The 24,056-nt window shown below is 45.9% G+C and carries 22 protein-coding genes and 1 other RNA gene; 4 read left to right on the top strand and 19 right to left on the bottom strand.

Annotation, left to right across the window (positions count from 1 at the left end; translation table 11 throughout):
• Positions 1-25: 25 nt before the first annotated feature.
• The 14 genes from ftsA to rsmI all read right to left on the bottom strand — a co-directional run bounded on the left by ftsA (position 26) and on the right by rsmI (position 16,362).
• Positions 26-1,294, bottom strand: a complete 1,269-nt coding sequence (gene ftsA, locus OQJ75_RS03905; protein ID WP_010434747.1) for a cell division protein FtsA — start codon at positions 1,292-1,294, stop codon at positions 26-28.
• The gene (locus tag OQJ75_RS03900; RefSeq protein ID WP_409574892.1) at positions 1,287-1,979 is read right to left on the bottom strand and encodes a cell division protein FtsQ/DivIB; all 693 of its coding nucleotides are present in this window, start codon (positions 1,977-1,979) and stop codon (positions 1,287-1,289) included. Before OQJ75_RS03900 ends, ftsA begins: the two co-directional genes overlap by 8 nt.
• A 278-nt stretch (positions 1,980-2,257) precedes the next feature.
• Positions 2,258-3,718 (bottom strand): UDP-N-acetylmuramate--L-alanine ligase, encoded by a 1,461-nt coding sequence (murC, locus tag OQJ75_RS03895; RefSeq protein ID WP_265971078.1) that lies wholly within the window; start codon positions 3,716-3,718, stop codon positions 2,258-2,260.
• A gap of 13 nt (positions 3,719-3,731) precedes the next feature.
• Complete coding sequence (gene murG, locus OQJ75_RS03890) at positions 3,732-4,793, bottom strand: undecaprenyldiphospho-muramoylpentapeptide beta-N-acetylglucosaminyltransferase (protein ID WP_265971077.1); 1,062 nt, start codon at positions 4,791-4,793, stop codon at positions 3,732-3,734.
• Positions 4,794-4,805: 12 nt separating this feature from the next.
• The gene (ftsW, locus tag OQJ75_RS03885; RefSeq protein WP_004735989.1) at positions 4,806-6,002 is read right to left on the bottom strand and encodes a cell division protein FtsW; all 1,197 of its coding nucleotides are present in this window, start codon (positions 6,000-6,002) and stop codon (positions 4,806-4,808) included.
• 22 nt (positions 6,003-6,024) lie between these two features.
• Positions 6,025-7,341, bottom strand: a complete 1,317-nt coding sequence (gene murD / locus OQJ75_RS03880) for a UDP-N-acetylmuramoyl-L-alanine--D-glutamate ligase (protein ID WP_265971075.1) — start codon at positions 7,339-7,341, stop codon at positions 6,025-6,027.
• 58 nt (positions 7,342-7,399) lie between these two features.
• Complete coding sequence (gene mraY, locus OQJ75_RS03875; RefSeq protein ID WP_019824581.1) at positions 7,400-8,482, bottom strand: phospho-N-acetylmuramoyl-pentapeptide-transferase; 1,083 nt, start codon at positions 8,480-8,482, stop codon at positions 7,400-7,402.
• The gene (locus OQJ75_RS03870) at positions 8,479-9,852 is read right to left on the bottom strand and encodes a UDP-N-acetylmuramoyl-tripeptide--D-alanyl-D-alanine ligase (protein WP_265971072.1); all 1,374 of its coding nucleotides are present in this window, start codon (positions 9,850-9,852) and stop codon (positions 8,479-8,481) included. The genes mraY and OQJ75_RS03870 overlap by 4 nt, the downstream gene beginning before the upstream one ends.
• Positions 9,852-11,336, bottom strand: coding sequence for a UDP-N-acetylmuramoyl-L-alanyl-D-glutamate--2,6-diaminopimelate ligase (gene murE / locus OQJ75_RS03865; RefSeq protein WP_265971070.1), 1,485 nt, complete (start codon positions 11,334-11,336; stop codon positions 9,852-9,854). The genes OQJ75_RS03870 and murE overlap by 1 nt, the downstream gene beginning before the upstream one ends.
• Before the next feature lie 18 nt (positions 11,337-11,354).
• A complete protein-coding gene (locus OQJ75_RS03860) occupies positions 11,355-13,112 on the bottom strand; it encodes a penicillin-binding transpeptidase domain-containing protein (protein ID WP_265971069.1) in 1,758 nt (585 codons plus the stop codon).
• Positions 13,109-13,426 (bottom strand): cell division protein FtsL, encoded by a 318-nt coding sequence (ftsL, locus tag OQJ75_RS03855; protein ID WP_004735995.1) that lies wholly within the window; start codon positions 13,424-13,426, stop codon positions 13,109-13,111. The genes OQJ75_RS03860 and ftsL overlap by 4 nt, the downstream gene beginning before the upstream one ends.
• 3 nt (positions 13,427-13,429) lie before the next feature.
• Positions 13,430-14,380, bottom strand: a complete 951-nt coding sequence (gene rsmH, locus OQJ75_RS03850) for a 16S rRNA (cytosine(1402)-N(4))-methyltransferase RsmH (RefSeq protein WP_017084764.1) — start codon at positions 14,378-14,380, stop codon at positions 13,430-13,432.
• 228 nt (positions 14,381-14,608) lie between these two features.
• An RNA gene (rnpB, locus tag OQJ75_RS03845) (RNase P RNA component class A) lies at positions 14,609-15,048 on the bottom strand.
• A 447-nt stretch (positions 15,049-15,495) separates the two neighbouring features.
• Positions 15,496-16,362, bottom strand: coding sequence for a 16S rRNA (cytidine(1402)-2'-O)-methyltransferase (rsmI, locus tag OQJ75_RS03840; RefSeq protein WP_265971067.1), 867 nt, complete (start codon positions 16,360-16,362; stop codon positions 15,496-15,498).
• A 61-nt stretch (positions 16,363-16,423) separates the two neighbouring features.
• On the opposite strand from rsmI, the gene OQJ75_RS03835 reads away from it, so the two are divergent.
• The 4 genes from OQJ75_RS03835 to OQJ75_RS03820 are packed head-to-tail and all read left to right on the top strand — an operon-like array spanning position 16,424 to position 19,841.
• The gene (locus OQJ75_RS03835; RefSeq protein ID WP_265971065.1) at positions 16,424-18,241 is read left to right on the top strand and encodes a penicillin-binding protein activator; all 1,818 of its coding nucleotides are present in this window, start codon (positions 16,424-16,426) and stop codon (positions 18,239-18,241) included.
• Positions 18,228-18,626 (top strand): YraN family protein, encoded by a 399-nt coding sequence (locus OQJ75_RS03830; protein ID WP_265971192.1) that lies wholly within the window; start codon positions 18,228-18,230, stop codon positions 18,624-18,626. The genes OQJ75_RS03835 and OQJ75_RS03830 overlap by 14 nt, the downstream gene beginning before the upstream one ends.
• Before the next feature lie 2 nt (positions 18,627-18,628).
• Complete coding sequence (locus OQJ75_RS03825) at positions 18,629-19,219, top strand: phosphoheptose isomerase (RefSeq protein ID WP_004729817.1); 591 nt, start codon at positions 18,629-18,631, stop codon at positions 19,217-19,219.
• A 16-nt stretch (positions 19,220-19,235) separates the two neighbouring features.
• Positions 19,236-19,841, top strand: a complete 606-nt coding sequence (locus tag OQJ75_RS03820; protein ID WP_248373996.1) for a BON domain-containing protein — start codon at positions 19,236-19,238, stop codon at positions 19,839-19,841.
• 76 nt (positions 19,842-19,917) lie between these two features.
• Here the strand turns inward: OQJ75_RS03820 and sspB are convergent, their stop codons facing one another.
• The 5 genes from sspB to petA form a co-directional block, all read right to left on the bottom strand.
• Entirely contained in the window at positions 19,918-20,412 is a 495-nt protein-coding gene (gene sspB, locus OQJ75_RS03815) for a ClpXP protease specificity-enhancing factor (protein WP_050643157.1), read from the bottom strand.
• 6 nt (positions 20,413-20,418) lie between these two features.
• Positions 20,419-21,054, bottom strand: coding sequence for a stringent starvation protein SspA (sspA, locus tag OQJ75_RS03810; protein WP_009848943.1), 636 nt, complete (start codon positions 21,052-21,054; stop codon positions 20,419-20,421).
• Between the two features lie 97 nt (positions 21,055-21,151).
• Positions 21,152-21,889 carry a cytochrome c1 gene (locus tag OQJ75_RS03805; protein ID WP_265971061.1) on the bottom strand — a complete coding sequence of 246 codons (738 nt, stop codon included), beginning with the start codon at positions 21,887-21,889 and terminating at the stop codon, positions 21,152-21,154.
• A complete protein-coding gene (locus OQJ75_RS03800) occupies positions 21,886-23,151 on the bottom strand; it encodes a cytochrome b (protein WP_017061435.1) in 1,266 nt (421 codons plus the stop codon). Before OQJ75_RS03800 ends, OQJ75_RS03805 begins: the two co-directional genes overlap by 4 nt.
• Positions 23,151-23,741: a ubiquinol-cytochrome c reductase iron-sulfur subunit gene (gene petA, locus OQJ75_RS03795; protein ID WP_017061434.1), complete on the bottom strand. Its 591-nt coding sequence runs from the start codon at positions 23,739-23,741 to the stop codon at positions 23,151-23,153. Before petA ends, OQJ75_RS03800 begins: the two co-directional genes overlap by 1 nt.
• Positions 23,742-24,056: the final 315 nt, after the last annotated feature.

The following is a 24,056-nucleotide window of genomic DNA, read 5'->3' as shown; positions in this document are numbered from 1 at the left end:
TCTCCGTTTTTTCCTGCAACTCAGGTTAAAACTCTTTTTGTATCCAATTACGCAATTTGCCAAACAAGCCTGACATAGAAGGTGCTGAACGCTTAGGTTCGCTGTAATCACCTTCATCACTTATCTGACAATCTCTTGCGTAATGAAGTAAACCAACCGCCGTAGAATGATACGGCTCTTTAACATAGTCAGTTAAGCCACTAACTTCTAATGGCTTACCAACTCGAACTTGATTGCGGAAAACACGTTCCGCACACTCTACCAATCCGTCAATTTGTGCCGCTCCACCAGTGAGAACGACGCCAGCTGCAAGGTGGTGTTTAATACCTTCATCTCGTAGCTGTAATTGAACCGTATCAATAGTTTGGTTAACGAGGCCCATAAGTTCAGTGTAACGTGGTTCAATCACTTCCGACAAAGTTTGTCGTTGCAAACTTCTCGATGGGCGACCACCAACACTTGGGACGTTAACAGAGTCATCCTTGCTTACGAGTTCACTCAGAGCGCAACCATGGTTTACTTTTATCTCTTCAGCATCGCTCACTGGCGTGCCGAAAGCGAAGGCAATATCACTGGTTACTGCATTTCCTGCGTAAGAAAATACTTCTGTGTGTCGAAGTGCGCCGCCAGTCCAAATGGAAATATCCATCGTACCCGCACCGATATCTACCACACACACTCCAAGCTCTCTCTCGTCTTCAGTAATTACCGCGTTACTTGAGGCAAGTCCTGAAAACACGATTTGTTCTACTGTGAGACCACATCGTTCAACAGCTTTAATAATGTTTCTCGCCATGTCGCTATGGCAAGAAATTAGGTGAACGCTGACTTCCATTCGAACACCAGATAAGCCAAGTGGATTCTTAATCCCTTCTTGATAATCAATGGTAAATTCTTGTGGGATCACGTGCAGAATTCTCTGCTCATCACCTATTTTAATTGATTTCGCGGTATGGATCGCTCGATCCATATCGTCTTGAGACACTTCTTCATCTGAAATAGTGCCCATGCCTTTTTCAATTCGGCTTGCGATATGTTTGCCCGATAGCGAGATAAACACATTGCTGATTTGGCATTCCGCCATCAACTCTGCTTGATCAATAGCTCGCTGAACCGACTTAACTACCGACTCTAGGTCGTTTACACCACCTTTATCCATACCTCTGGATGGGCTTTGCCCAGAACCAATGATATTGATTTGACCATCAGGCAATATTTCACCAACCAGAGCTGATATGGTCGCAGTGCCTATATCAAGACCAACGATTATGTTGTCATCTGCGGTCTTAGTCATCTGTGCTCTCTTCTAACTCTTGCTCTGGAAACCAGCCTACAGCGGCTCCCGTATCATACCTGAGGTCGATGTAGCTCACTTGATTCGCCTTACTACCTAACTCGTGGTAAAGCGAAATGAAGCGTTCAACACGCTCATCTAAAGAATCTTTACCTAGTTCTAAACGGATACCGTTATCTAGGATTATTTGCCAAGCGCGACGCTCATTGAGAACGAGCGAGGTAACTGTTAACCCTAGACTGTTAATCAACGGGGTTATCTGTCGCCATTTTTCTATCACTTCTTGGCTGGTGCCGTCTGGGCCGTAAAGCTTAACTCTATCGCCCTTCAACAAGCCGATATCACCATTAAACACCTGACCATCGTCATTCAGCAGCATGTTGCCGTTCCAGATTGCTGCCGCATGATATTCAGTCAAAAATACTTTTATTGTGTCTGGCCACTGTTTACGAATGGAGACCACTGAAACCCAAGGTAACGCTTCTAAACTGTCTTGCAACACACCGATGTCTTGCGACATGAATGTTCCAATATGCTCAAGCTCGCCAAAGGCATGTTGAACATCACCAGCCGTTACATAAGTTAAGTCGCCTTGAAGTACTATTTTGGAAAGAGGCAATCGCTGATCGTCCCACATCCAAGTCAGTGTGGTATAGAAGAGAAACCCAATGAATAGCAATACCATGACAAAAAAAGACCCGCCTAAGGCGTGTTTCTTGAGCGACGGTAAACTGAATAGGTGGCGGTTTTCGCTAAAAGTACTTTCTACCAAAGCCCGCATTCCCTGTCGTTGGTTCGCAATTCTATTCCCTATCTTCGTAATAGAGGTAAAAGCACTTACTTTAACCTATGAATTATACTGAGCAAAATCAAACTATCAAACGTTGATAATAAGATTTTTGGTCAATTTTAGGTCAATCGCAAGAAGTGAGTGATTGACCACAGTCTGTAGACAGTATTCTGTTAAGCGTTCTGCATTTTATTAATGTCTAATTGTAACGATTCAAGCTGCTTCGCTACACGGCCAACATCACCTGCACCCTGCGTTAAGACAAGATCACCACCTTGAATTACGTTAGCAAGAGCCGACGGCAGCGCGTTGATATCAGCAACAAAGATTGGATCTATCTTACCACGCCCACGAATAGTTCGACTTAACGAACGCCCGTCCGCACCTGCAATAGGTTTCTCACCTGCCGAGTACACATCTAATAAGATTAGAACATCAACCTGCTCAAGAACGTTAGCAAAGTCATCATACAGATCGCGAGTACGACTATAACGGTGAGGTTGGAAAATCATCACAAGACGTTTGTCAGTCCAGCCACTGCGTGCAGCTTGAATAGTGACATCCACTTCAGTAGGGTGATGACCATAATCATCAACCAACATTGCAACGCCTTTACCGGTTTCGTACTCACCTAAATGATCGAAACGACGGCCTGTACCTTCCGTTCCTGCCATCGCTTTGAGAATCGCTTCATCACTGATGTCATCTTCAGTCGCAACCGCAATTGCAGCTGATGCATTTAGCGCATTATGACGGCCCGGAATGTTCAATGTGATATCAAGGTTAGCTTTGCCTTCACGTACAACTGTGAATTTACCTTGTTGCCCTTCTTGTACGTAGTTCTCAATACGGATATCCGCATCTTCTGAGAAACCGTAAGTAATCACTTGGCGACTCACCTGAGGGATAAGCTCACGTACAACAGGATCGTCAACACACATCACAGCCTGACCATAGAATGGCAGGTTGTGTAAGAAATCAATAAACGTCTGCTTTAACGTTTCAAAATCACCGCCATAGGTATCCATATGATCCGCTTCAATGTTAGTCACAATACTAACCATTGGTTGCAGATGCAGAAATGACGCATCACTTTCATCGGCTTCAGCGATAAGGATACGACTTGAACCTAAGCGAGCATTAGTGCCTGCACTTTTCACCAAACCACCGTTTACGAAAGTGGGATCGAGGCCAGCTTCCGAGTAGATCTGTGTGACTAGCGCAGTTGTGGTTGTTTTACCGTGCGTACCGGCCACGGCAATACCGTGACGAAAACGCATCAGCTCAGCCAGCATTTCCGCACGACGAACAATCGGTGTACGCGCTTCACGAGCGGCAACAATCTCTGGATTTTCTTCGTTGATAGCGGTTGAAACCACCACCACACTTGCATCAGCAACGTTACTTGCTTGGTGGCCAATGTAAACTGTCGCCCCCTTGCTAACTAAACGCTCAGTCACTGGGTTTTGAGCAATGTCAGAACCCGTGATCTGGTAGCCTTCATTTAGCAAGACTTCAGCAATCCCGCTCATTCCGGCACCACCAATACCAATGAAGTGGATAGATTTAACACGGCGCATCTCTGGCACCATTGCACGGATTTGCGCTAAGTCTTGGGTATGTTCAATCGTCATCAATTCAATCTCATTATTTTGCTAAAGCTTTAATCGCTTCAGCGACGGTCACATCAGCATCAAGCTTGGCGGCTTGACGAGCTTTTGTTGCCATCATTTTTAATTCATTTCTATCAAGCTGCGCGATAGTGTTCGCTAGCTTATCAGCCGTCAGTTGAGGCTGTTCAATCATTAACGCTGCGCCACACTCAACTAAGTGATCGGCGTTCAACGCTTGTTGTCTGTCTTTGTGCATAAACGGAACGAAGATAGAACCCACACCCGCCGCCGAGACTTCAGATACGGTTAATGCACCTGAGCGACACACTAATAGATCTGCCCACTCATAAGCTTGCGCCACATCATCAATAAATTCAGTCACTTGAACATTATCAACAGAATGTGATTTGTATTGCTCAATGACTTGCTGTTGATTGTTCTTACCCGCTTGGTGCATCACAGTGAAACCCTCACCAAGCTGCGCCATTGTTACTGGCAAGGTATCGTTCAGGATTTTGGCGCCCTGACTACCGCCCATGACCAAGATGCGGATGTCCCCATCACGTTCAGCCATGCGTTGCTCGGGTTCAGCTAAGGCAACCACATCTTCGCGTACAGGATTACCCACCACTTCTGCGGTAGGGAAAGCACCAGGGAAAGCTTGGAATACTTTTTTGGCAATTTTAGATAGCCATTGATTAGTTAAACCCGCCACTGCATTTTGTTCATGCAGAACCACAGGAATACCGGATAACCATGCCGCGATGCCACCGGGACCACTCACGTAGCCACCCATACCAAGCACTACATCAGGCTGCCATGCTTTGATGTGCTGTTTTGCTTGAAGTATGGCATTAATAATCTGGAATGGCGCTTTAATTAGCTTGCTAATACCTTGACCACGCAGGCCTTTCACCTTAATGAAGTCGATCTCAATACCATGCTTTGGTACCAGATCAGCTTCCATTCGGTCCGCAGTTCCTAACCAGCGAATTTCCCAACCTTGTTGTTGAAGCTTTTTAGCCACAGCTAAGCCAGGGAAAACGTGACCGCCAGTACCACCAGCCATCACTAAAAGTTTTTTGTTTTTTTTCATCACGTTAGATTCTTATTCTACTAATTCGTTTTGATTGTCGGCTTGTTCTTTTTGTTGTATTCGGCATTCGTGATCGATACGTAGTAGCATAGAAACCGCCACCGACATCACAATCAAACTTGACCCGCCGTAACTAATCAATGGCAATGTCAGACCCTTGGTTGGAACGATACCTGAAGCGGCACCTACGTTAACAAGCGTTTGAAAAGCAAACCAAATACCAATACCAAAGGCAAGGTAGCCACTGAATAACTGGTCGTTTTCGAAGGCTTTCTTACCAATTAGAATCGCTTTAAGCACCAAACTAAAAATAAGGATCAGCACTAAGGTCACACCAACAAAGCCCAACTCTTCAGCCAATACAGCAAACACAAAATCGGTATGTGCTTCTGGTAAATATTCTAACTTCTGAACCGAGTTGCCAAGACCTTGCCCCATCCAATCACCGCGGCCAAATGCCATCAGTGATTGAGTTAACTGGTAACCACTGCCAAACGGGTCATTCCAAGGTTCCCAGAATGAGGTCACACGTCGAACACGATAGGGCTCTATAACAATCAAGCCGACGACCGCGGCAATACCCGCCACCATCAAGGCAATAAACTGTGAAAGCTTGGCACCTGCGATAAATAGCATGCCAAACAAAGTAACCAGCATTACAACAACGGTACCTAAATCGGGTTGGCCAAGGAGTAATACTGCAAAGGCACCAAACACCATAATTGGCTTACCAAAACCACCGAAGAAGGTTTTCCTCACTTCGTCTTGTTTTCGAACCAAGTAGCCCGCCATAAAGATAAACAGCGATAATTTAGCGACTTCGGCAGGTTGTAAGTTAAATAGCCCTAATGGGATCCAACGCGATGCACCGTTCACCGACTTACCGACAGCTAATACCACAACCAGCAAAAAGAAGGATAAACCCAGTAGATACATGCTGTATTGAAACCAACGCTTCATTGGAATTTGCAATATGACGCTGGATACGATTAACGCTAACACCAAGAAAATGGCATGACGGAACATAAAGTGAAACGGCTGATCAGTTAAACGAGCACTGATTGGGAACGAAGCCGACGTTACCATTACCAAACCCGTTAGCATCAATCCAAGAGCAATCCATACCAATTGACGATCGTAAAGCGCCTCTGGTGTGGCACGGTTAAGCCATTGCCAAATAGATTGATTGATCTCTTTCACTCTTTGCACTGAATGTTAGTCCTTCAACACGTTAGGCGTACTCATGAGCAAGTTCAGTGAAAGCATCACCTCTCGCCATGAAGTTATTAAATTGATCAAAGCTTGCACACGCAGGAGACAGCATCACCATGTCACCCGACACCAACTGTGCAGAGATACTCTCGATGATGTCACTCATGGTATCAAACGTCTTAGCCGATGGATGTAATGGCATAAATTGCGCAGCATCTTCACCAAAGCAACACAGTTGAACACGGTCTAGTTGCGCCAACACAGGTTTAAGCTCGCTAAAGTCGGCACCTTTACCCACACCACCAACCAAAAGATACAAAGTACCTTGGTACTCTAACCCCGACAGAGCCGCTAATGTACTGGCTACGTTGGTTGCTTTCGAGTCGTTAACCCACTTAATAGAACGCTTATCAGCTACTACTTGGCAACGATGTGTCAAACCGTTGTAGGCTTTCAGAGCTTCGAGGCTTTTGTTGTAATCAATACCGACTTGCTTTAACAATGCTAACGAGACTAACGCATTCGCCACGTTATGACGTCCAACCAATGTTAAATCTTGGGTAGCAAGTACTGGCTTGCTGCTATCCACCAACCATTCAGTACCATCAATCGTCGCCACACCAAACTCTTGGTCGTCGAGTCCGAATGTCACTAATGGCATACTGTGGTCAGGATAAGTCTCTTTGTCTTCGCGGTTTACAATCGCGTACTGAGCATTATTAAAAATTCTTAATTTAGCGTCACGGTAATCGGCCATGCCCTTATAGCGATCCATATGATCTTCTGACAAGTTCAAAAAGGCCGCCGCTGCAAGATTTAGGCTGGATGTTGTCTCTAGCTGAAAGCTTGAAAGCTCAAGGACATACAAGTCGGCATCAAGCTCAAGCAGGTCTAAGGCAGGAATACCGATGTTGCCACCAACGCCAACGTTAAGACCGGCCGCTTTAGCAAGCACACCCGTTAGATCGGTCACAGTACTCTTGCCGTTTGAACCTGTTATTGCCACAACGGGTTTATTTACCACCCAGCCAAACAGTTCAATATCACCAACAACCGGAGTTCCCGCTTGAATAACATCTTGTATTTCAGGGGTCGCTAAGGCGATACCTGGGTTAGCAACCACTAAATCAGCTTCCGCCAACCATTGGCTATTCCAACTTCCTGAATGCAGTTCCACCGATTCAGGCAAAGATTCTCTGCCCGGTGGTAACTCGCGAGTATCAATCACCTTCACATGAGTCTGAGGTTGATATTTTACGAGATGTTTAACGACAGAGAGCCCGGTAATACCGAGCCCCACAACCACTACATTTTGAATATTTTGCCAACGTTCCATTTAAACAAGATGCTCTTAATAGTTTTAAAGAGCCTCTCATCAAGAGGCTCATATAGGATTAACGAACTTTCAGTGTCGCTAGGCCAACCAACACTAATACCATTGAGATGATCCAAAAGCGCACGATGACACGTGGCTCCGGCCAACCTTTCAGTTCGTAGTGGTGATGAATCGGTGCCATGCGGAAAATACGCTGACCACGCAATTTATAAGAGCCCACCTGCAGAATCACTGACAGAGTCTCCATTACAAACACACCGCCCATGATAACCAGTACCAGCTCTTGGCGAACTAACACAGCAATCACACCCAATGCACCGCCCAGTGCTAGTGAGCCAACATCGCCCATGAATACTTGTGCTGGGTAGGTGTTGAACCATAGGAAACCTAGGCCTGCACCGACGATAGCAGTACATACAACCACAAGCTCAGAAGTGTACGGGATGTATGGAATGTGTAGATATGCTGCGAAGTTAACGTTACCTGTCGCCCAAGCAATCACAGCAAAACCAGCAGCAACCATAACCGTTGGCATAATCGCCAAACCATCTAGACCGTCTGTGAGGTTCACCGCGTTACTGGTACCCACAATAACAAAATAAGTCAGTACGATGTACAATAAACCTAATTGTGGCATCACATCTTTAAAGAAAGGAACCACTAGTTGGGTTGCCGCAGTATCGTGTCCGTGAGCATACAGAGCAAACGCCACAACCAATGCAATAGCCGATTGCCAGAAGTACTTCCAGCGCGCGATCAAGCCATCAGTGTTTTTACGAACCACTTTACGGTAGTCATCAACAAAGCCAACCGCACCGTAACCACCAAGGACAACCAATACCGCCCAAACGTAAGGATTAGAAAGATCAGCCCACATTAATACCGTAATAATAATGGCAGCTAGGATCATCACGCCGCCCATGGTTGGTGTACCACGTTTGCTAAAGTGAGATTCAGGGCCGTCATTACGAACAACTTGGCCAATTTGTAGCATTTGCAGACGCTCAATTAAACGAGGTCCCATCCACAGCGACAGACATAAAGCCGTCAAAATACTCGCGATTGCACGAAACGATAGGTATTCGAACAAACGGAAAAAAGAAAGGTGTGGCTGTAGTAGCTCTGCAAGCCAAATTATCATGAAAAGTTCTCCTTTAAAGCAGCGGCTATTTTACTCATTCCTGCACTGTTCGCGCCTTTTACCAACAAGGTATGTGACGCGTTTTCTGGCAAGCATAAGTGCTGCTCTATGTGCGCGATCATCGCTTGATGCGTTGCGAAGTGGGTACCATTACAGACCTCACTAATCACCTTGGTATCATCACCGTAAGTGAGTACATGCTCAAAAGCGAATGGGGCAGCATATTCACCGACTTGACGGTGAAGTGCAAGGCTTTCGTCGCCTAATTCAGCCATATTGCCTAAAATCAACCAACGCTGACCTTTGAAGCTCGACAGCAGTTTGGCTGCCGCCTTCATTGCAGGTACGCTGGCGTTATAACTGTCATCTATCAGCTTGATATTCTGACTTAATTGTTGAACCTCAACTCGTCCTTTAACCGAGATAAGATTCGCTAAACCATTTTTTACTTCTTCAAGCGTGGCACCAAACTGAATACTCAACGCTGCTGCGGCCAACGCATTCGCTACGTTATGCTGACCGATAATGCCAAGCTCAACCGGCATAGCGCCTTGCGGTGTTTGCATCTCAAAGCAAGCTTCGCCCTGCTCATTAATGCGAATATACTTAGCAAAGTAATCTGCCGTGCTGTCGCTTTCTGAAAATGTCAGTACCGTTTTATCTGCGAGTACTTCATTCCAGAAGTCACCACCGTTGCTTTCTAGATTAACAATAGCAGTATCACCAGCAGCAAGCCCCTGAAAGATTTCACCTTTCGCTTGTTTAACACCATCAATTGAGCCAAAGCCCTCTAGATGCGCGGCAGCTACGTTATTCACTAAGGCCACCTGTGGTTTCACAAGCTGGGTTGTATAGGCGATTTCACCAATGTGGTTCGCGCCCAGTTCTATCACAGCATAGTCGTCATTGGATTCACTGCGCAGCAAGGTTAGTGGTACTCCAATATCATTATTGAAGTTACCCGCCGTAAACAGCACCTTGCCACGTTGTTGCAGAATGCTCGCCACCATCTCTTTGACGGTTGTTTTGCCACAGCTTCCTGTTATCGCCATGGTTGGCACGTCACATTGTTTGTGGATCCAAGCACTTAGCTGACCTAAAGCAAGTTTAGTGTCTTCAACAACAACTTGAGTAATATTTAGGTCAAGTTTTCGTTCGACTAACAACGCGCTCGCGTTTGCCTCAACGGCTTGATGGCAAAAGTCATGCGCGTCGAAACGCTCTCCAACGATAGCGACAAACAAGGCGGCTTCTTCAACGGTACGAGTATCCGTTGAAACTGCATTGATTACGTTATTGTTCGAGTTGCCCGCTTTGATCAGCTCACCACTGACCACGGAGCAGATTTGCTCAAGTGATACATCAATCATTATGAAATACCTAAAAGTTGAAGCGCAGACTCTCGGTCTGAGTAATGTACCGTTTTATCTTTCAATACTTGGTAATCCTCATGGCCTTTACCAGCCAGAAGAATAATGTCATCGCTGCCTGCCTGCTCAAGCGCAAACTTAACGGCTTGATAGCGATCGTGTTCGACAAACGCAGCTTCAGGTTTACTTAAGCCAGCCAGCATGTCTTTGACAATCAGTGCCGGTTCTTCGCTACGAGGGTTATCATCTGAAATAATGATTTTATCGGCGAACTGCTCTGCGGTCGCAGACATCATTGGGCGCTTACCAGTGTCGCGATCTCCACCACAACCAAAGATTGCCCAAAGTTTACCGGAGCAATGCACGCGCAGTGCTGCCAATGCTTTCTCTAACGCATCGGGCGTATGAGCATAATCGACAACCACTTTTGCCTTGTTCGGAGTTTGGAAAAGCTCCATACGGCCAATCACAGGTTGAAGCTGAGGCGCAGTGTCGACCAAGATTTGCTTTTCGATACCCAAAGAAAGCAAAGTAGCAAAAGCAACCAGTACGTTTGACGCGTTGAACTGACCAATCAGTGGAACAGAAAGCTTCCCTTGTCCCCAACTACCATCGAAAGAGAGCTTGATACCGGTTTCTGCATAAGCGACATCAGATGCCCACACCGACTGTTGATAGCCCGTTAGCGGTAACAGTGAGACTGCAATGGCATTGGATAAGTCCGGCATCCAAGCTTTACCCACTTCGTCATCCACATTGATCACTGCGTGCTTGCATTTGTGTTGAGTAAACAAGCTCTTCTTAGCCAGAGCGTACTCTTCCATCGTGCCATGGTAATCAAGATGATCACGACTCAAGTTAGTAAATACACCAACCTCAAAGTCCAAAGCCTTTACTCGACCTTGCACCAAACCATGAGAAGATATTTCCATTGCGGTATAAACCGCTTTTTCTGCAGCTAACTCACTCAGCGTGCGCTGTATTTCGATGGCACTACCTGTGGTGTTCGCTGCGGTTTTTAGATTGTCTAAGAAACCATTACCTGTCGTGCCCATAACCGCTGAGCGTTGGCCGACGAGATCAAGCCATTGAGCAATCAGCTGGGTGATGGTGGTTTTGCCATTGGTGCCGGTAACACTAATCAACTTAGTCGCTTGAGACGAGTAAACACGACCAGCTAACTCAGATAGCACCAAGTTAAGGTTGTTAATGTAAATAACAGGGACAGTATCCAACCATTCAATCAGACCATGAGGCTTTTCAGCATCGGCCTGTGCAATAACAGCATGAGTTCCCAGTGCGACCGCTTTGTCGATAAAACGACGGCCATCAACAGCATGTCCGACTACGGCAACAAAAATATCACCTTCCTTGATGGCTCGACTATCTAGCTCCAATTGCCCAACAGCAATCGACTCCAGTTCAGGCGAACTAAAGTCTCCCCAGGGAGAAAGTAAAGATGACAGCGTGAGGCTATTGCTCATATTGAATCCTGATTAACTCTATTCTTGAAACTTATTTTCATCAGCAGGGACGTTCATTATTTGCAGTGCGCCCTTCATGATTTCAGAAAAGACGGGGGCTGCGACTGAACCACCATAGTAAAGGTCGCCTTGAGGCTCATTGACCACAACAACCAATGCCACTCTTGGATCACTAACTGGAGCAAAGCCTGCGGTAACCGCGATGTATTCATCACTGTAACCGCCAGCTTCAGCCTTACGAGAGGTACCCGTTTTGGCTGCAACGCGGTAACCCGGAACGGCAGCTCTTGTCGCCGTACCGCCTTTTTGAGTCACCCCTTCTAGCATATTCAAAACCAGTTCAGCGTTCTCGCGCTTGATGATTTGCTTAGAAAAATCTTGGTCGTTACTCTTAATAATATGAATCGGCTCATACAAACCTTTGTTAGCTAACGTCGCATAGGCATGTGCCAACTGCATCGGCGTAACAGACAAGCCATAACCGAACGCTAAGGTGGCAATTTCAAACTTTGACCAACGACGGCGATTCGGGAAAATACCGCTCGTTTCACCAACCAAATTCAGCCCAGACATCTCGCCTAGACCAACCGAACTGTACATCCCAAGCAAGGCTTCAAGTGGCATGTTAAGCGCCAGTTTCGCAACGCCGATGTTACTCGACTTCTTGAGTATCAGCGCTAAGTCAGCCTTACCGACTTTAGAAGAATCTCGTACGCGACTACCACCGATCTGCATAATGCCATTACCAGTATCAATAATGATATCTGGGTCTGCAGTGCCGTTCTCCAGCGCCGCCAAAACTACAAAAGGTTTCACGGTCGAACCTGGTTCCATTGCATCGGTGAGCACGCGGTTACGCATCTTAAAGCTTTGTAAATCAGCACGATTGTTCGGATTATAAGAAGGGGCATTAACCATGGCTAACACAGCACCCGTTTTTACATCGAGCAGTACAGCAGAGCCTGAAGTCGCCTTGTGATCGGCCACGGCCTGCTTAATCGCTCGATAAGCAATGGCTTGTAATCGTTGATCGATCGTTAATTCGAGTGGTTTGCCTTCTTCACGCTCTTCTAAAGCAATGTTTTCAACAACGCGTCCATAGCGATCTTTACGAATCGTTCGCTTACCCGCCTCGCCCGTGAGCCATTTGTCATAGCTGCGTTCAACGCCTTCCAAACCGTGCCCATCAATTCCGGTAACACCGATAAGGTGTGCACTGACTTCGCCTGCGGGGTAGTAACGTCGAGATTCCGCTTTCAGGCCAACACCCACCAGCTTTAGTTCACGAATATACTTAGCCATCGCTGGGCTAACTTGTCTTTGCAGGTAAACAAATCGGCGGGATTTGTTGCTAGAGATCTTGTCGATCATCGATTGTCGTTCTAAGCCAAGTACATCAGCTAACGCATACCAACGATCAATCTGGGCCATGCCATTTTTATCGAAAATCGTTTTCGGGTCGGCCCATACCGCCTCAACTGGAACACTCACAGCAAGCGGTTCGCCATTGCGGTCTGAGATAATGCCGCGGGCGGAAGGAATAGCCTTAACACGTACAGAGCGAAGATCGCCCTGACGGATTAAGTTATCTGGTTCAATAATTTGGATGTAAGCCACACGACCAACGAGTGCAGCAAAGGCAAGAAACACGAAAGCAATAACGACGTTGAAACGCCATTTAATAAGAATTGGATCCGAATCCTTTTCGCTCTTCACTCGCTCTTTCGTTGATTTCTTAACGGGTTTGGCGGGTGCTTTTTCCTTTTTACCGGTCATTTCAGTGTGATCACAACTTCTTTGTCAGAGTCTGGACGTTTCATGTCTAGCTCTCGTTTTGCCGATGCTTGAACGCGGCTATGTTCAGCCAAAGCCGTCTCTTCAAGCATTAAATTTCGCCACTCATCATCAAGCTGTTCTCGTTCCACTAATGCCATGTCTTTCTTCGTGATCGCCTGACGTGAATTATGTGTCGTAAGAACGACCCCCATCGCACTCGCAAAGATACAGATAAGAAGTACCAATGGAACCTTGCCCACGGAGATCAAATCAAAAAATATTATCTTGGCTAAGTTAGGCTTGGAGGTCTTCATTGACTATAGCTTTTCTGCGATTCGTAGTACTGAGCTGCGTGAACGAGTATTCTCATCCACTTCATCTTTAGAAGGCTTGATCGCTTTACCAATTGGTTTTAGATCGGCACTGCCTAAAGCTTTAATTTGATCTTCTGTTAGCGGTAAACCGTGAGGAACTTGTGGCCCTTGGCTCTCTTTACGGATAAAGCGCTTCACCATACGGTCTTCAAGAGAGTGGAAGCTGATAACAGAGATACGACCTTGAGGAGCAAGAATGCTTGCTGCACCTTTCAGTGCGGTATCGATCTCTTCAAGTTCACTGTTAATGTAGATACGAAACGCTTGGAATGCACGTGTCGCTGGGTGCTTTTTCTCTTTAAAGCTCTTTGGAGCAACATCAGAGATAAGCTTAGCCAACTGACCAGTACGCGTTAGTGGTTCGTTCTCTTCGTTCTCTTGATAAGCGATGATGCCTTTCGCGATACGACGAGCGTGTTTGTCTTCACCGAACTCACGAATAACCCAAGTGATATCATCAAGATCCGCTTCAACTAACCACTGAGAAACAGGAATACCCGTTGTTGGATCCATACGCATGTCCAACGGGCCGTCTTTCATGAAGCTAAAGCCACGCTCAGCATCATCCAGTTGCGGCGAAGAAACACCTAAATCCAGTAAAACACCATCCACTTGACCGACTAAGTCATAACGCTCTGCATATTCAGCCATACCCGAGAATGGGCCATGAATAATTGTAAAACGAGGGTCATCAATCTTTTGCGCTTCTGCAATCGCTTGTGGATCGCGGTCGATACTAAAGAGTCGTCCATTCTCGCCCAGTTTAGACAGGATTGTACGGCTGTGACCACCACGGCCAAAAGTACCATCAATGTAGGTACCGTCAGGTTTGATCGCAAGTCCGTCAATAGATTCGTTAAGCAATACTGAAATATGTTTGAATGCTTCTGTCATAGTCTTCTCAGTGAGTGGATTGAGCCATTAGTTCGGCAATAATTTGTTCTATTAACGTTTTAGTGTACTGATTTCACGCCGTATCTCCACCATATTGTGTATAGGCTTTGGGAATTTTTGACCCAAGCTCATATCAGGGTGAAGGATTCTAAGGAAATCTAAATAATTTACGTCAATATAAAGCAAAAAACCCATCACTACCGTTAAGTAATGATGGGTTCTTTATATAGGTGGAGTTGACACATACGCCGGGTTCTGTTCCGCTTGCGCGGCGGTAACCATTCGTCTAGGCCTGCAATCGCTCACAGGCTCAAGCAATCTACCCGCCCCCATACGCGAGCAACGCAATGTGAGGGCCTATTTGATCTTGCTCCGGGTGGAGTTTACCTTGCTACGAACTGTTGCCAGTCGCACGGTGCGCTCTTACCGCACCCTTTCAGCCTTACCTGTGCCTCTTCCGAAGAAATGAGGCCATCGGCGGTCTTCTCTCTGCTGCACTTGTCGTGGGCTCGCGCCCCCCAGACGTTATCTGGCACCCTGCTCTATGGAGCCCGGACGTTCCTCCCCTCTACCAGTCTCCCGAAGGACTTCAACGTCAGTTTCCCGAAGGACCTCAACGTCAGTCTCCCGAAGGACATCAGCAAAGCAGCGATTACCCGTTCAACTCCGAGGGCGGATTGTATAGACATTAATGTGCAGTGTCTAGCGAGATCACAAATATGCTGCAAACCGATTGTTAACTGATGAGAAATTAAGCAAAAGCAGCTGAAGAGCAGATACGCGTAGCGAGATGAGAGATACGAAAATAGTTAAAAGCGGATGCGAGTAACGAGATGAGGGATTCGAAAAGAATTAAAAGCGGATGTGAGTAACTCGATGAGGGATTCGAAAAGAATTAAAAGCGGATGCGAGTAATGAGATGAGGGATTCGAGAAGAATTAAAAGTAGATATGAGTGGCGAGATGAGAGATTCGAAAAGAATTAAAAGCGGATACGAGTGGCGAGATGAGAGTTGCGAAAACATTTAAGAGCGAGTGGCAGGTTAGCAATACAGATAAAGGAGAACAGCTTAGTTACTCATTTATCTGTATCTGAACTAAATCACTAAAGAAACATTAGTTGTCTAGGTGTTCTAGACCCCACTTATAGAGTGCATTCTTCTTAAGGTTGTAGATCTCTGCCGTCATTGCCGCTGCTTTTTTAAGCGGCAGCTCTTTGGTTAGAATACCCAGAGTGCGGGTTGCTTCGTCTGGCAGCTCTGTGCTCGCTTCTTCACGGTGACCATGAATCAGCAGCACCATCTCACCGCGCTTACGGTTCGAATCTTCTTCAATCCACTCAATAAGCACACCGAGTGGCAGCCCTTGGATGGTTTCGAAGGTTTTGGTTAGCTCACGCGCCAATACAACTTCACGGTCAGGTCCTAGAATCTCTAGCATATCCTGCAGAGAATCAGTAATACGGTGCGGAGATTCGTAGAAGATACACGTGCGCTCTGCTTTTGCGATCTCTAAGAACTTGTCTTTGCGACCTTTGCTCTTTGGCGGTAAGAAGCCTTCAAAGCTGAAACGATCTGACGGTAAACCAGAAGCACTTAACGCCGTAATCACAGCACAAGCACCAGGAAGTGGCACAACTCTCACACCCGCTTGACGACATTGTGAGACAAGATGGTAACCTGGGTCACTAATTAAAGGAGTACCCGCATCAGAGACTAATGCGATAGACTGACCTTCTAATAACCTTTCGACTAGAACTTGCGCTTTAGTTTGTTCATTATGATCATGTAAAGCGAACGTTCTGGTTGATATATTGAAGTGAGCAAGCAGCTTACCCGTGTGGCGTGTGTCTTCGGCTGCAATAACATCGACACTTGATAAAATTTCAATTGCTCTTTGAGTGATATCTCCCAAATTTCCGATTGGGGTTGGCACAATGTAGAGAGTTGGGCTCTCTGTGAGCAAGGTTTTGTTATCTGTCATTTGTTTACCATCACTTCAACGATTAATATAGATACAAATTTATACGGAATTTAAAGAACTCATGGCAACGATGAACCATAAGAGACTCAGTGTACCACGCTTACTAACTCCAATTGCATTAGCAATTACATTGGCGGCTTGTTCTTCAGGCCCTCAAGCACCAACGAGCGTTGATATTACACTAGATCCAGCGCAATCAACTGAAAGTTACATGATGCAGGCGGATAGTAGCAAAGGAAGTCTACAAAACGACTGGTTAATCATGGCGCTTAAATCTTCTGTGCAAGCTGGAAAAACCGATCAAGCAACATTGCTTATCAAACGCTTAGCTAAACAAGAGCTGAGTGAAGTTCAACAGGCAGAATGGCAATTAGCTCGCGCTCAACTGTTAGTCAATAACTCACAGCCGGAGCAGGCTTATAGCCAACTGAACTTCCAGCTTTGGTGGAAATTGCCTAACGAACAGTGGAAAGACTATCACGAGCTGCGCGCTAACATTTCTGAAATGAAGAACGAGTATTTCGAGGCAAGCCGTGAGTTAGTACTCTATTCAGAGTACCTAGAGGCTAACGAAGAGCTTCAACAGCAAGCTGCCGACCGTATTTGGCAAAACCTGAATAGTTACTCTCAATACGAGATTCTAGAACTGAAAACATCGCCGACAGAAGATGTGCTTTCAGGTTGGTTACAACTGGCTATCTACATGAAGACGCTGAACTCGAACCTTCCAAACCTACAGGAAACCCTGTCTGATTGGTTAGCCGAGAATCCTCAGCACCCTGCTGCTACTTACACACCTCAAGCGATCACCGACATCTTGGCGCTAGAGATCAGCAAGCCAACCAGCACTGCACTATTACTGCCTCTAACCGGTAAGTACGGCAAGCAGGCACAACTTGTGCGTGACGGTTTCATCTTTGCGATGATGAATGACAAAGAGCGCGAAGAAGATGCAACGCTGACGGTAATGGATACCAACGTGCAAAGTGCCGCTGAGATTAAAGCGACACTAGAAGAGAACAACGTTGATTTCATCGTTGGCCCGCTGATTAAGAGCAACATCACTAAGCTCCAACAAGCGCAGAAAAACCACGAGAACTCGATTCCAGCTTTAGCTTTGAACATTCCAACGCAACTAGAACCAGATACCGATATTTGTTATCTCGCTCTATCGCCAGAACAAGAAGTCGCTCAGGCAGCGAAACACCTATTTGCTCAAGGTTATAAGTACCCGCTTATCCTTGCTCCAAGAGGACGTTTAGGTGAGCGTGTTGAGCAAGCGTTTAAAGAAGAGTGGAAAAAATACAGCAGCAACGATGTAGCTATCAGCTTATTTTCTGACAAACGCCAACTGCAACGTAATGTGAATCAGGTATTCGGCTTGCAAGAGAGCCAACAACGTATCGCTCAAATGGACGGGTTACTGAACCTAGACCTAGAAACAGAGCCACGCAGCCGTCGTGATATCGATTCTGTCTACATTGTGGCTAAGAACTCAGAACTAACGCTAATCAAACCCTTCATTGAAGTGGCAATTAACCCTGATGCTAGCCAACCCGCTCTTTTCTCAAACTCACGCAGCAACAGCGGTGATAAGCAGTATGAAGACCTAACCGGTGTGTTCTATAGTGATATCCCACTATTGGTTGAGAATAAGAACGAGCTTAACAAAGAGCTAAACGACCTATGGCCTTCATACTCAAATGGCCAAAAACGTCTGCAAGCGTTAGGGATGGATGCTTACTACCTAATGGATGCTCTTCCACAGATGAAGGCCGTCCAAGGTTACAGCATTCCAGGTGAAACCGGTGTACTGACCATCGACAACAACTGTGTGGTTCAACGTGAAATCAGCTGGGCAGAGCATGGGGCTTTTTAGCCGAACGTTCTTAGCAAAACCGACTATCACCCACAAACAGGTGGGTGATGAATACGAGGCCGTGGCAAAATCTTATCTGATTAACCACGGTTTATCGTTAATTCAACAAAACTTCATAGCAAAATGTGGCGAGATTGATCTTATAATGCGCCATAACAACACGATTGTGTTTGCTGAGGTAAAATACCGCAAGCAAACCCGCTACGGACATGCCGCTGAAATGGTGACAGCCAAGAAGTCACAGAAGCTACTAAAAACGGCTAATATTTGGCTGATGCAGCAAGGCCTGTCGGTGCACACTACAGATTTCAGATTTGATATCGTTGCCATTGAAGGGCCGAATGATAATATCAATTGGATTCAAAACGCGATTACCCAAGGATAAACATGCTAGACAGCATTAAAGAAAGTTTCACAGAAAGTATTCAAATCCAAATTGCGGCTGCAGAAGCTCTGCCTGATGCAATCACGCATGCCGCTCAAGCAATGGTTGCGACCTTGCTTAACGGAAACAAAATTCTTTGTTGTGGTAATGGTGGTTCGGCGTCGAATGCTCAGCAATTTGTATCGTGCCTGCTCAACCGATTTGAAACAGAGCGCCCTAGCCTTCCAGCGATGGCACTCACAGCAGACAACACCACGCTAACGGCAGTGGCTAACGACTACCACTACGAGGAGATCTTCTCTAAGCAGGTGCGTGCGTTTGGTCAAACTGGCGATATTCTGTTAGCTATCTCTACCAGCGGTAACAGCAAGAACATCATCAAGGCAATGGAAGCGGCGGTAACTCGCGACATGACAATCATCGCCTTTACTGGTAAAGATGGTGGTGAAATGGCAGGCTTACTTGGAGAGCACGATGTTGAAATTCGTATCCCTTCACACCGCACAGCGCGCATTCATGAAGTACACATGGTGACACTACACTGCCTATGTGACCTAATCGATCAAGTACTCTTCCCTGCTCACGAAGAGTGATATACGGAGCATCACAATGAAATCATTAACCTCTATGAGGCTGTTTAAGCTGATTAGTGTTTCGCTACTTACACTGTCCCTATCTGGTTGTGCTGGCATTTTCATTGCTGGTGCGGCAACCACAGCAAACCTAGTCACGGATACGCGAACCACCAAAGAAATTTGGAACGACAACAACATCGAATTTGAAGTTGCAGCGATTACCAATAAACAACCATTCCGTGGCAACGTGCGTGTCACTGCAAGCTCTTACCGAGGTTCGGTGGTACTGATGGGCCAAGCAACCACAGATTCAGAACGTCGCGCTTTTGAAAGCCAAGCCAAGGAAGTGGCTGGCGTTGAAAGCATCCACAATCAAGTTCGAGTGAAAGAACCCCTGTCTGTTAGCGCTATCAGTAAAGACAGCTGGATTACCACTAAAGTGAAATCAGCTCTGCTTGCGAATGCTGAGCTTAACGGCATTAAAGTAAAAGTAATTACTGAAGATTCAGAAGTGTTTTTGCTTGGATTGGTTTCTCGAGAACACGCTGATATAGCAACAGAAGTTGCACGTAATATCTCTGGTGTGAAGCAGGTGATTCGAGCGTTTGAATATGGTGAAGAAGAGACGGCTGTTAACTAGACTTAGGCCAGTCAATTAGTGCCATTTAGCAGAAAAGAAAAAGCAGCGACGAGTCGCTGCTTTTTTATTTGATTCGTTATTTGATAACACGAAGGCTTGGGCGACCTTTCGCTGGACGAGGTGGCTCAGGATCTGAGTCAGGCTCTTCAACATCTACATCTGCCGTTGCTACGCTTAAAGATGGGCCTTTTTCTGGTTCTTCAAAAGGACTTTCTTCAATCCCTTCTTCAAACGCTTCCATGTAGGCCTCTTCAGGTTCAAACATGGTACCAGCACCATTTTCACGAGCATAAATCGCTTGTACTGCGTAAAGCGGAACGATCACAGAGTGTGGACGACCACTAAAGCGAGCACTAAACGTCACAGCTTCGTTACCCAGTTCAAGTTGTCCAACCGCACGAGGCGCGATGTTCAGAATAATCTGACCATCTTGAACAAACTCTTCTGGAACTCGCACACCCGGCAATGTTGCTTCAACAACAAGGTGAGGAGTTAGTTCGTTATCAACCAGCCATTCATAAAATGCACGAAGCATGTATGGTCGGCGTGGAGTCATATTAGAAATATCCATAAACGCTTAGCGAACGAGTCGCATCTCACGCTCTGCTTCCGTTAGAGAAGCTAGGAATGAATCACGTTCGAATACGCGGTTCATGTAAATCTTAAGCTCTTTAGAACCAGGACCAATCAGTTCGATACCAAGCTCAGGTAAACGCCATAGTAGCGGAGCTAGGTAACAATCAATTAGGCTAAACTCTTCGCTCATGAAGTATTCATACTCAGCGAAGATAGGAGCAAGAGTCAGTAGGTCGTTGCGCAGTTTAACGCGAGCTGCTTCAGATTCTTCAGCATTGCCTTTAACGATCTTCTCTGCAACTGAATACCAGTTACGCTCAATGCGGTACATCATTAGACGACTGTTACCACGAGCAACCGGGTATACAGGCATCAACGGTGGATGAGGGAAACGCTCATCTAGGTATTCCATGATGATCTTTGAGTCATATAGAGCAAGCTCACGATCAACAAGAGTAGGTACTGATTTGTACGGGTTCAGTTCAACAAGCTCTGCTGGTAGATTTTTTTCATCAACCAACTCAACTTCAACACTTACGCCTTTTTCAGCAAGAACGATGCGCACCTGATGGCTATACATATCAGAAGCACTTGAGAAAAGAGTCATTACAGAACGTTTATTGGCAGCTACAGCCATGGAGCCCTCCAGTACACTTTAAATAAAAACAATGGAGGCCTAAAGCCTCCATTGAACATTAACATAATTTGGGAATTAGCACGGTATTATAGCACAATTAGTGCACATCACGCCAATACTCTTTCTTCAGCAAAATCACGATGATAGTGAAGATTACTAAGAAGGCCATTACCCACCAACCCATAGCGTGGCGCTCAAGTTGAACTGGGTCGCCCGAGTAAACCAAAAAGTTAACAAGGTCACGAACCGCTTCGTCGTATTCACCAGCACTTAATTCGCCAGAGCCATCAGTCTCAGTGCCAACAATAACCGTCACTTCCTCGCCATCTACCATATGAGTATCGTAGATTGGTGTTGGGATACCTTGCAGTTCTTCAAGAACGTGCGGCATACCTACGCTTGGGAAAACAATGTTGTTCACGCCGAATGGACGAGACGGATCTTCATAGAAAGTACGAAGGTAAGTGTACAGCCAGTCTGCGCCACGAACACGAGCAACCAATGTTAGGTCTGGAGGCGGAGCACCAAACCAACTTGCCGCTTGATCAGAAGGCATAGCATTAACCATCAAATCACCAATTTTCGCTTCAGGGTCGAAAATCAGATTTTCCTTCATAAGATCAACTGGGATCTCTAAATCATTAGCAACACGTTCATAGCGCTGGTACTGCGTTGAGTGACAAGCGAAACAGTAGTTCATGAACATCTTAGCGCCATTTTGCAATGAAGCTTTGTCTGTTAAATCATTGTTCGCTTTGTCTAATGGTACGTTTGCACCCGCTGCCATCACCAGTGACGGCAACATAGCAAATAAAATTACAATCCACTTTTTCATTTGAATGTCACCCTTTCTGGTAATGGTTTCGTCGCTTCATTTTTACTGTAGAACCACAGTAGAACGAAGAACATGAAGTAACCTAAGCTAAAGATTTGAGCCAGTAGCGTGTATGTTGGCGTTGCTGGAAGCGCACCAAGTACACCTAGCGCAATAAAGCTTATTGTGAATTGGATGATGTTAATCAAATGCAGTTTGCTACGGTAACGGTAAGAACGAACTTTACAACGATCGAACCATGGTAGTAGGAATAGCACAACAATAGATGCGCCCATTGCTACAACACCTAGCAACTTATCAGGAACAGCACGCAGAATTGCGTAAAACGGCGTGAAGTACCATACCGGAGCGATGTGCTCTGGTGTTTTCAGTGGGTTAGCAGCTTCAAAGTTTGGCGGCTCAAGGAAGAATCCACCCATCTCTGGGTTAAAGAACAGCACATAACAGAAGAAGAATAGGAAACCAGCCACACCAACCATATCTTTCACGGTCCCGTATGGGTGGAAAGGAATAGAGTCAATGATGTCGTATTTCTTAGTGTAATCCTTGTGGAACGGGAACTGAGTTTTATAATCGTCGCCCATTGTGCCTTTAGGAAGTTTCGTCTCGATACCGTCTGGGTTGTTCGAACCCACTTCGTGCAGAGCTAGTACGTGAAGTACGATAAGCAGCAGAAGTACGATTGGTAGAGCGATAACGTGCAGTGCGAAGAAACGGTTCAGCGTTGCACCAGAGATGATGTAGTCACCACGGATCCAAAGCGTTAGGTCATCACCGATAACAGGGATCGCACCAAACAGAGAAATGATTACCTGAGCACCCCAGTAAGACATTTGACCCCATGGTAGTAGGTAACCCATGAAAGCCTCAGCCATAAGCACTAAGAAGATCAACATACCGAAGATCCAAAGTAGCTCACGAGGTTTTTGGTAAGAACCGTAGATTAAGCCACGGAACATATGCAGGTAGATAACAACGAAGAATGCCGAAGCACCTGTTGAGTGCATGTAACGTAGTAGCCAACCGTATTCCACATCACGCATGATGTATTCAACAGAAGCAAATGCACCCTCACCTGATGGTACGTAGTTCATTGTTAGCCAAATACCCGTAAGGATTTGGTTAACCAGGACCAACATTGCCAAAGAACCGAAAAGGTACCAAAAGTTAAAGTTCTTAGGCATTGGGTATTCAGATAAATGCTTTTTATAGGCATTCATCGCGGGTAGACGTTTCTCTACCCAATCAAGCAATCCTTGCATTACGCGTCTCCCTCGTCCACACCGATCATGATCTTAGTGTCACTCAAATACATATGCTTTGGTACAACAAGATTCAATGGAGCTGGTACGCCTTGGAATACTCGACCTGCCATATCAAACTTTGAACCATGACAAGGACAGAAGAAACCAGACTTAACACCCTGAACTTGTTCTGCAAAAGAATCCGGCAGGTAAGTTGGAGAACAACCTAAGTGCGTACAGAAACCAACAGCAACGAAGAATTCCGGCTTAATTGAACGGAACTCGTTCTGTGCGTATTCTGGTTGTTGTTCAGCTTCAGATTGAGGGTCACGAAGTTGACCACCGATCGATTTTAGGTTTTCTAGTACCGACTCAGCACGGCGTACAACCCATACAGGTTTACCTTGCCACTCGACACGAACCATTTGTCCCGGTTCTAACTTACTGACTTCCACTTCCACCGGCGCGCCCGCAGCTTTCGCCTTGGCACTCGGATTCCATGATTTAATAAAAGGCACGGCTACAGCAGCTGCTCCTAAACCACCAACAACGGCTGTTGTTGCGGTTAAGAAACGCCTGCGACCGTTATTTAAAGGCGCGTTGCTCATCCAAACATTCTCCCATTTGCTCCTTGTGGATTGAAATAATTCCGATTAAAGAGCATGGCTAACAAAATATGTATTTAGTTCTATTTATTGACGGCAAATGATAAATAAAACCCTACTTTTTGACAAGATAAAGCTACCTTTTTGTAACAATCATGAGGCAAAGCGCACATTGGGTTACAAAAGCTTTCAAAATATAAGAATTTGGAAATAAAACGAGGAAGGGAAAGCGTTTAGAGGGGGTATAAAAACAAAAAGCCCGGCATATAGCCGAGCTTTGAACCACAATTCCAGTCGTAAAACTGGGAGCGTGTACTT

Source organism: Vibrio sp. 14G-20 (assembly GCF_026241515.1).
Classification (GTDB): Bacteria; Pseudomonadota; Gammaproteobacteria; order Enterobacterales; family Vibrionaceae; genus Vibrio.
Note: the sequence above shows the minus strand (reverse complement) of the source record. Positions and strands in the feature narration are given on the sequence as shown.

Coding starts and splice junctions, on each gene's coding strand:
- OQJ75_RS03820 (WP_248373996.1), top strand. CDS start 19,236: ATGAAATCATTAACCTCTATGAGGCTGTTTAAGCTGATTAGTGTTTCG.
- OQJ75_RS03800 (WP_017061435.1), bottom strand. CDS start 23,151: ATGCAAGGATTGCTTGATTGGGTAGAGAAACGTCTACCCGCGATGAAT.
- OQJ75_RS03835 (WP_265971065.1), top strand. CDS start 16,424: ATGGCAACGATGAACCATAAGAGACTCAGTGTACCACGCTTACTAACT.
- mraY (WP_019824581.1), bottom strand. CDS start 8,482: ATGATAATTTGGCTTGCAGAGCTACTACAGCCACACCTTTCTTTTTTC.
- rsmH (WP_017084764.1), bottom strand. CDS start 14,380: ATGACAGAAGCATTCAAACATATTTCAGTATTGCTTAACGAATCTATT.
- rsmI (WP_265971067.1), bottom strand. CDS start 16,362: ATGACAGATAACAAAACCTTGCTCACAGAGAGCCCAACTCTCTACATT.
- petA (WP_017061434.1), bottom strand. CDS start 23,741: ATGAGCAACGCGCCTTTAAATAACGGTCGCAGGCGTTTCTTAACCGCA.
- murC (WP_265971078.1), bottom strand. CDS start 3,718: ATGACGATTGAACATACCCAAGACTTAGCGCAAATCCGTGCAATGGTG.
- sspA (WP_009848943.1), bottom strand. CDS start 21,054: ATGGCTGTAGCTGCCAATAAACGTTCTGTAATGACTCTTTTCTCAAGT.
- murD (WP_265971075.1), bottom strand. CDS start 7,341: ATGGAACGTTGGCAAAATATTCAAAATGTAGTGGTTGTGGGGCTCGGT.
- OQJ75_RS03860 (WP_265971069.1), bottom strand. CDS start 13,112: ATGACCGGTAAAAAGGAAAAAGCACCCGCCAAACCCGTTAAGAAATCA.
- OQJ75_RS03825 (WP_004729817.1), top strand. CDS start 18,629: ATGCTAGACAGCATTAAAGAAAGTTTCACAGAAAGTATTCAAATCCAA.
- ftsA (WP_010434747.1), bottom strand. CDS start 1,294: ATGACTAAGACCGCAGATGACAACATAATCGTTGGTCTTGATATAGGC.
- OQJ75_RS03805 (WP_265971061.1), bottom strand. CDS start 21,889: ATGAAAAAGTGGATTGTAATTTTATTTGCTATGTTGCCGTCACTGGTG.
- murE (WP_265971070.1), bottom strand. CDS start 11,336: ATGAGCAATAGCCTCACGCTGTCATCTTTACTTTCTCCCTGGGGAGAC.
- OQJ75_RS03870 (WP_265971072.1), bottom strand. CDS start 9,852: ATGATTGATGTATCACTTGAGCAAATCTGCTCCGTGGTCAGTGGTGAG.
- murG (WP_265971077.1), bottom strand. CDS start 4,793: ATGAAAAAAAACAAAAAACTTTTAGTGATGGCTGGTGGTACTGGCGGT.
- OQJ75_RS03900 (WP_409574892.1), bottom strand. CDS start 1,979: ATGGTATTGCTATTCATTGGGTTTCTCTTCTATACCACACTGACTTGG.
- OQJ75_RS03830 (WP_265971192.1), top strand. CDS start 18,228: ATGGGGCTTTTTAGCCGAACGTTCTTAGCAAAACCGACTATCACCCAC.
- sspB (WP_050643157.1), bottom strand. CDS start 20,412: ATGGATATTTCTAATATGACTCCACGCCGACCATACATGCTTCGTGCA.
- ftsL (WP_004735995.1), bottom strand. CDS start 13,426: ATGAAGACCTCCAAGCCTAACTTAGCCAAGATAATATTTTTTGATTTG.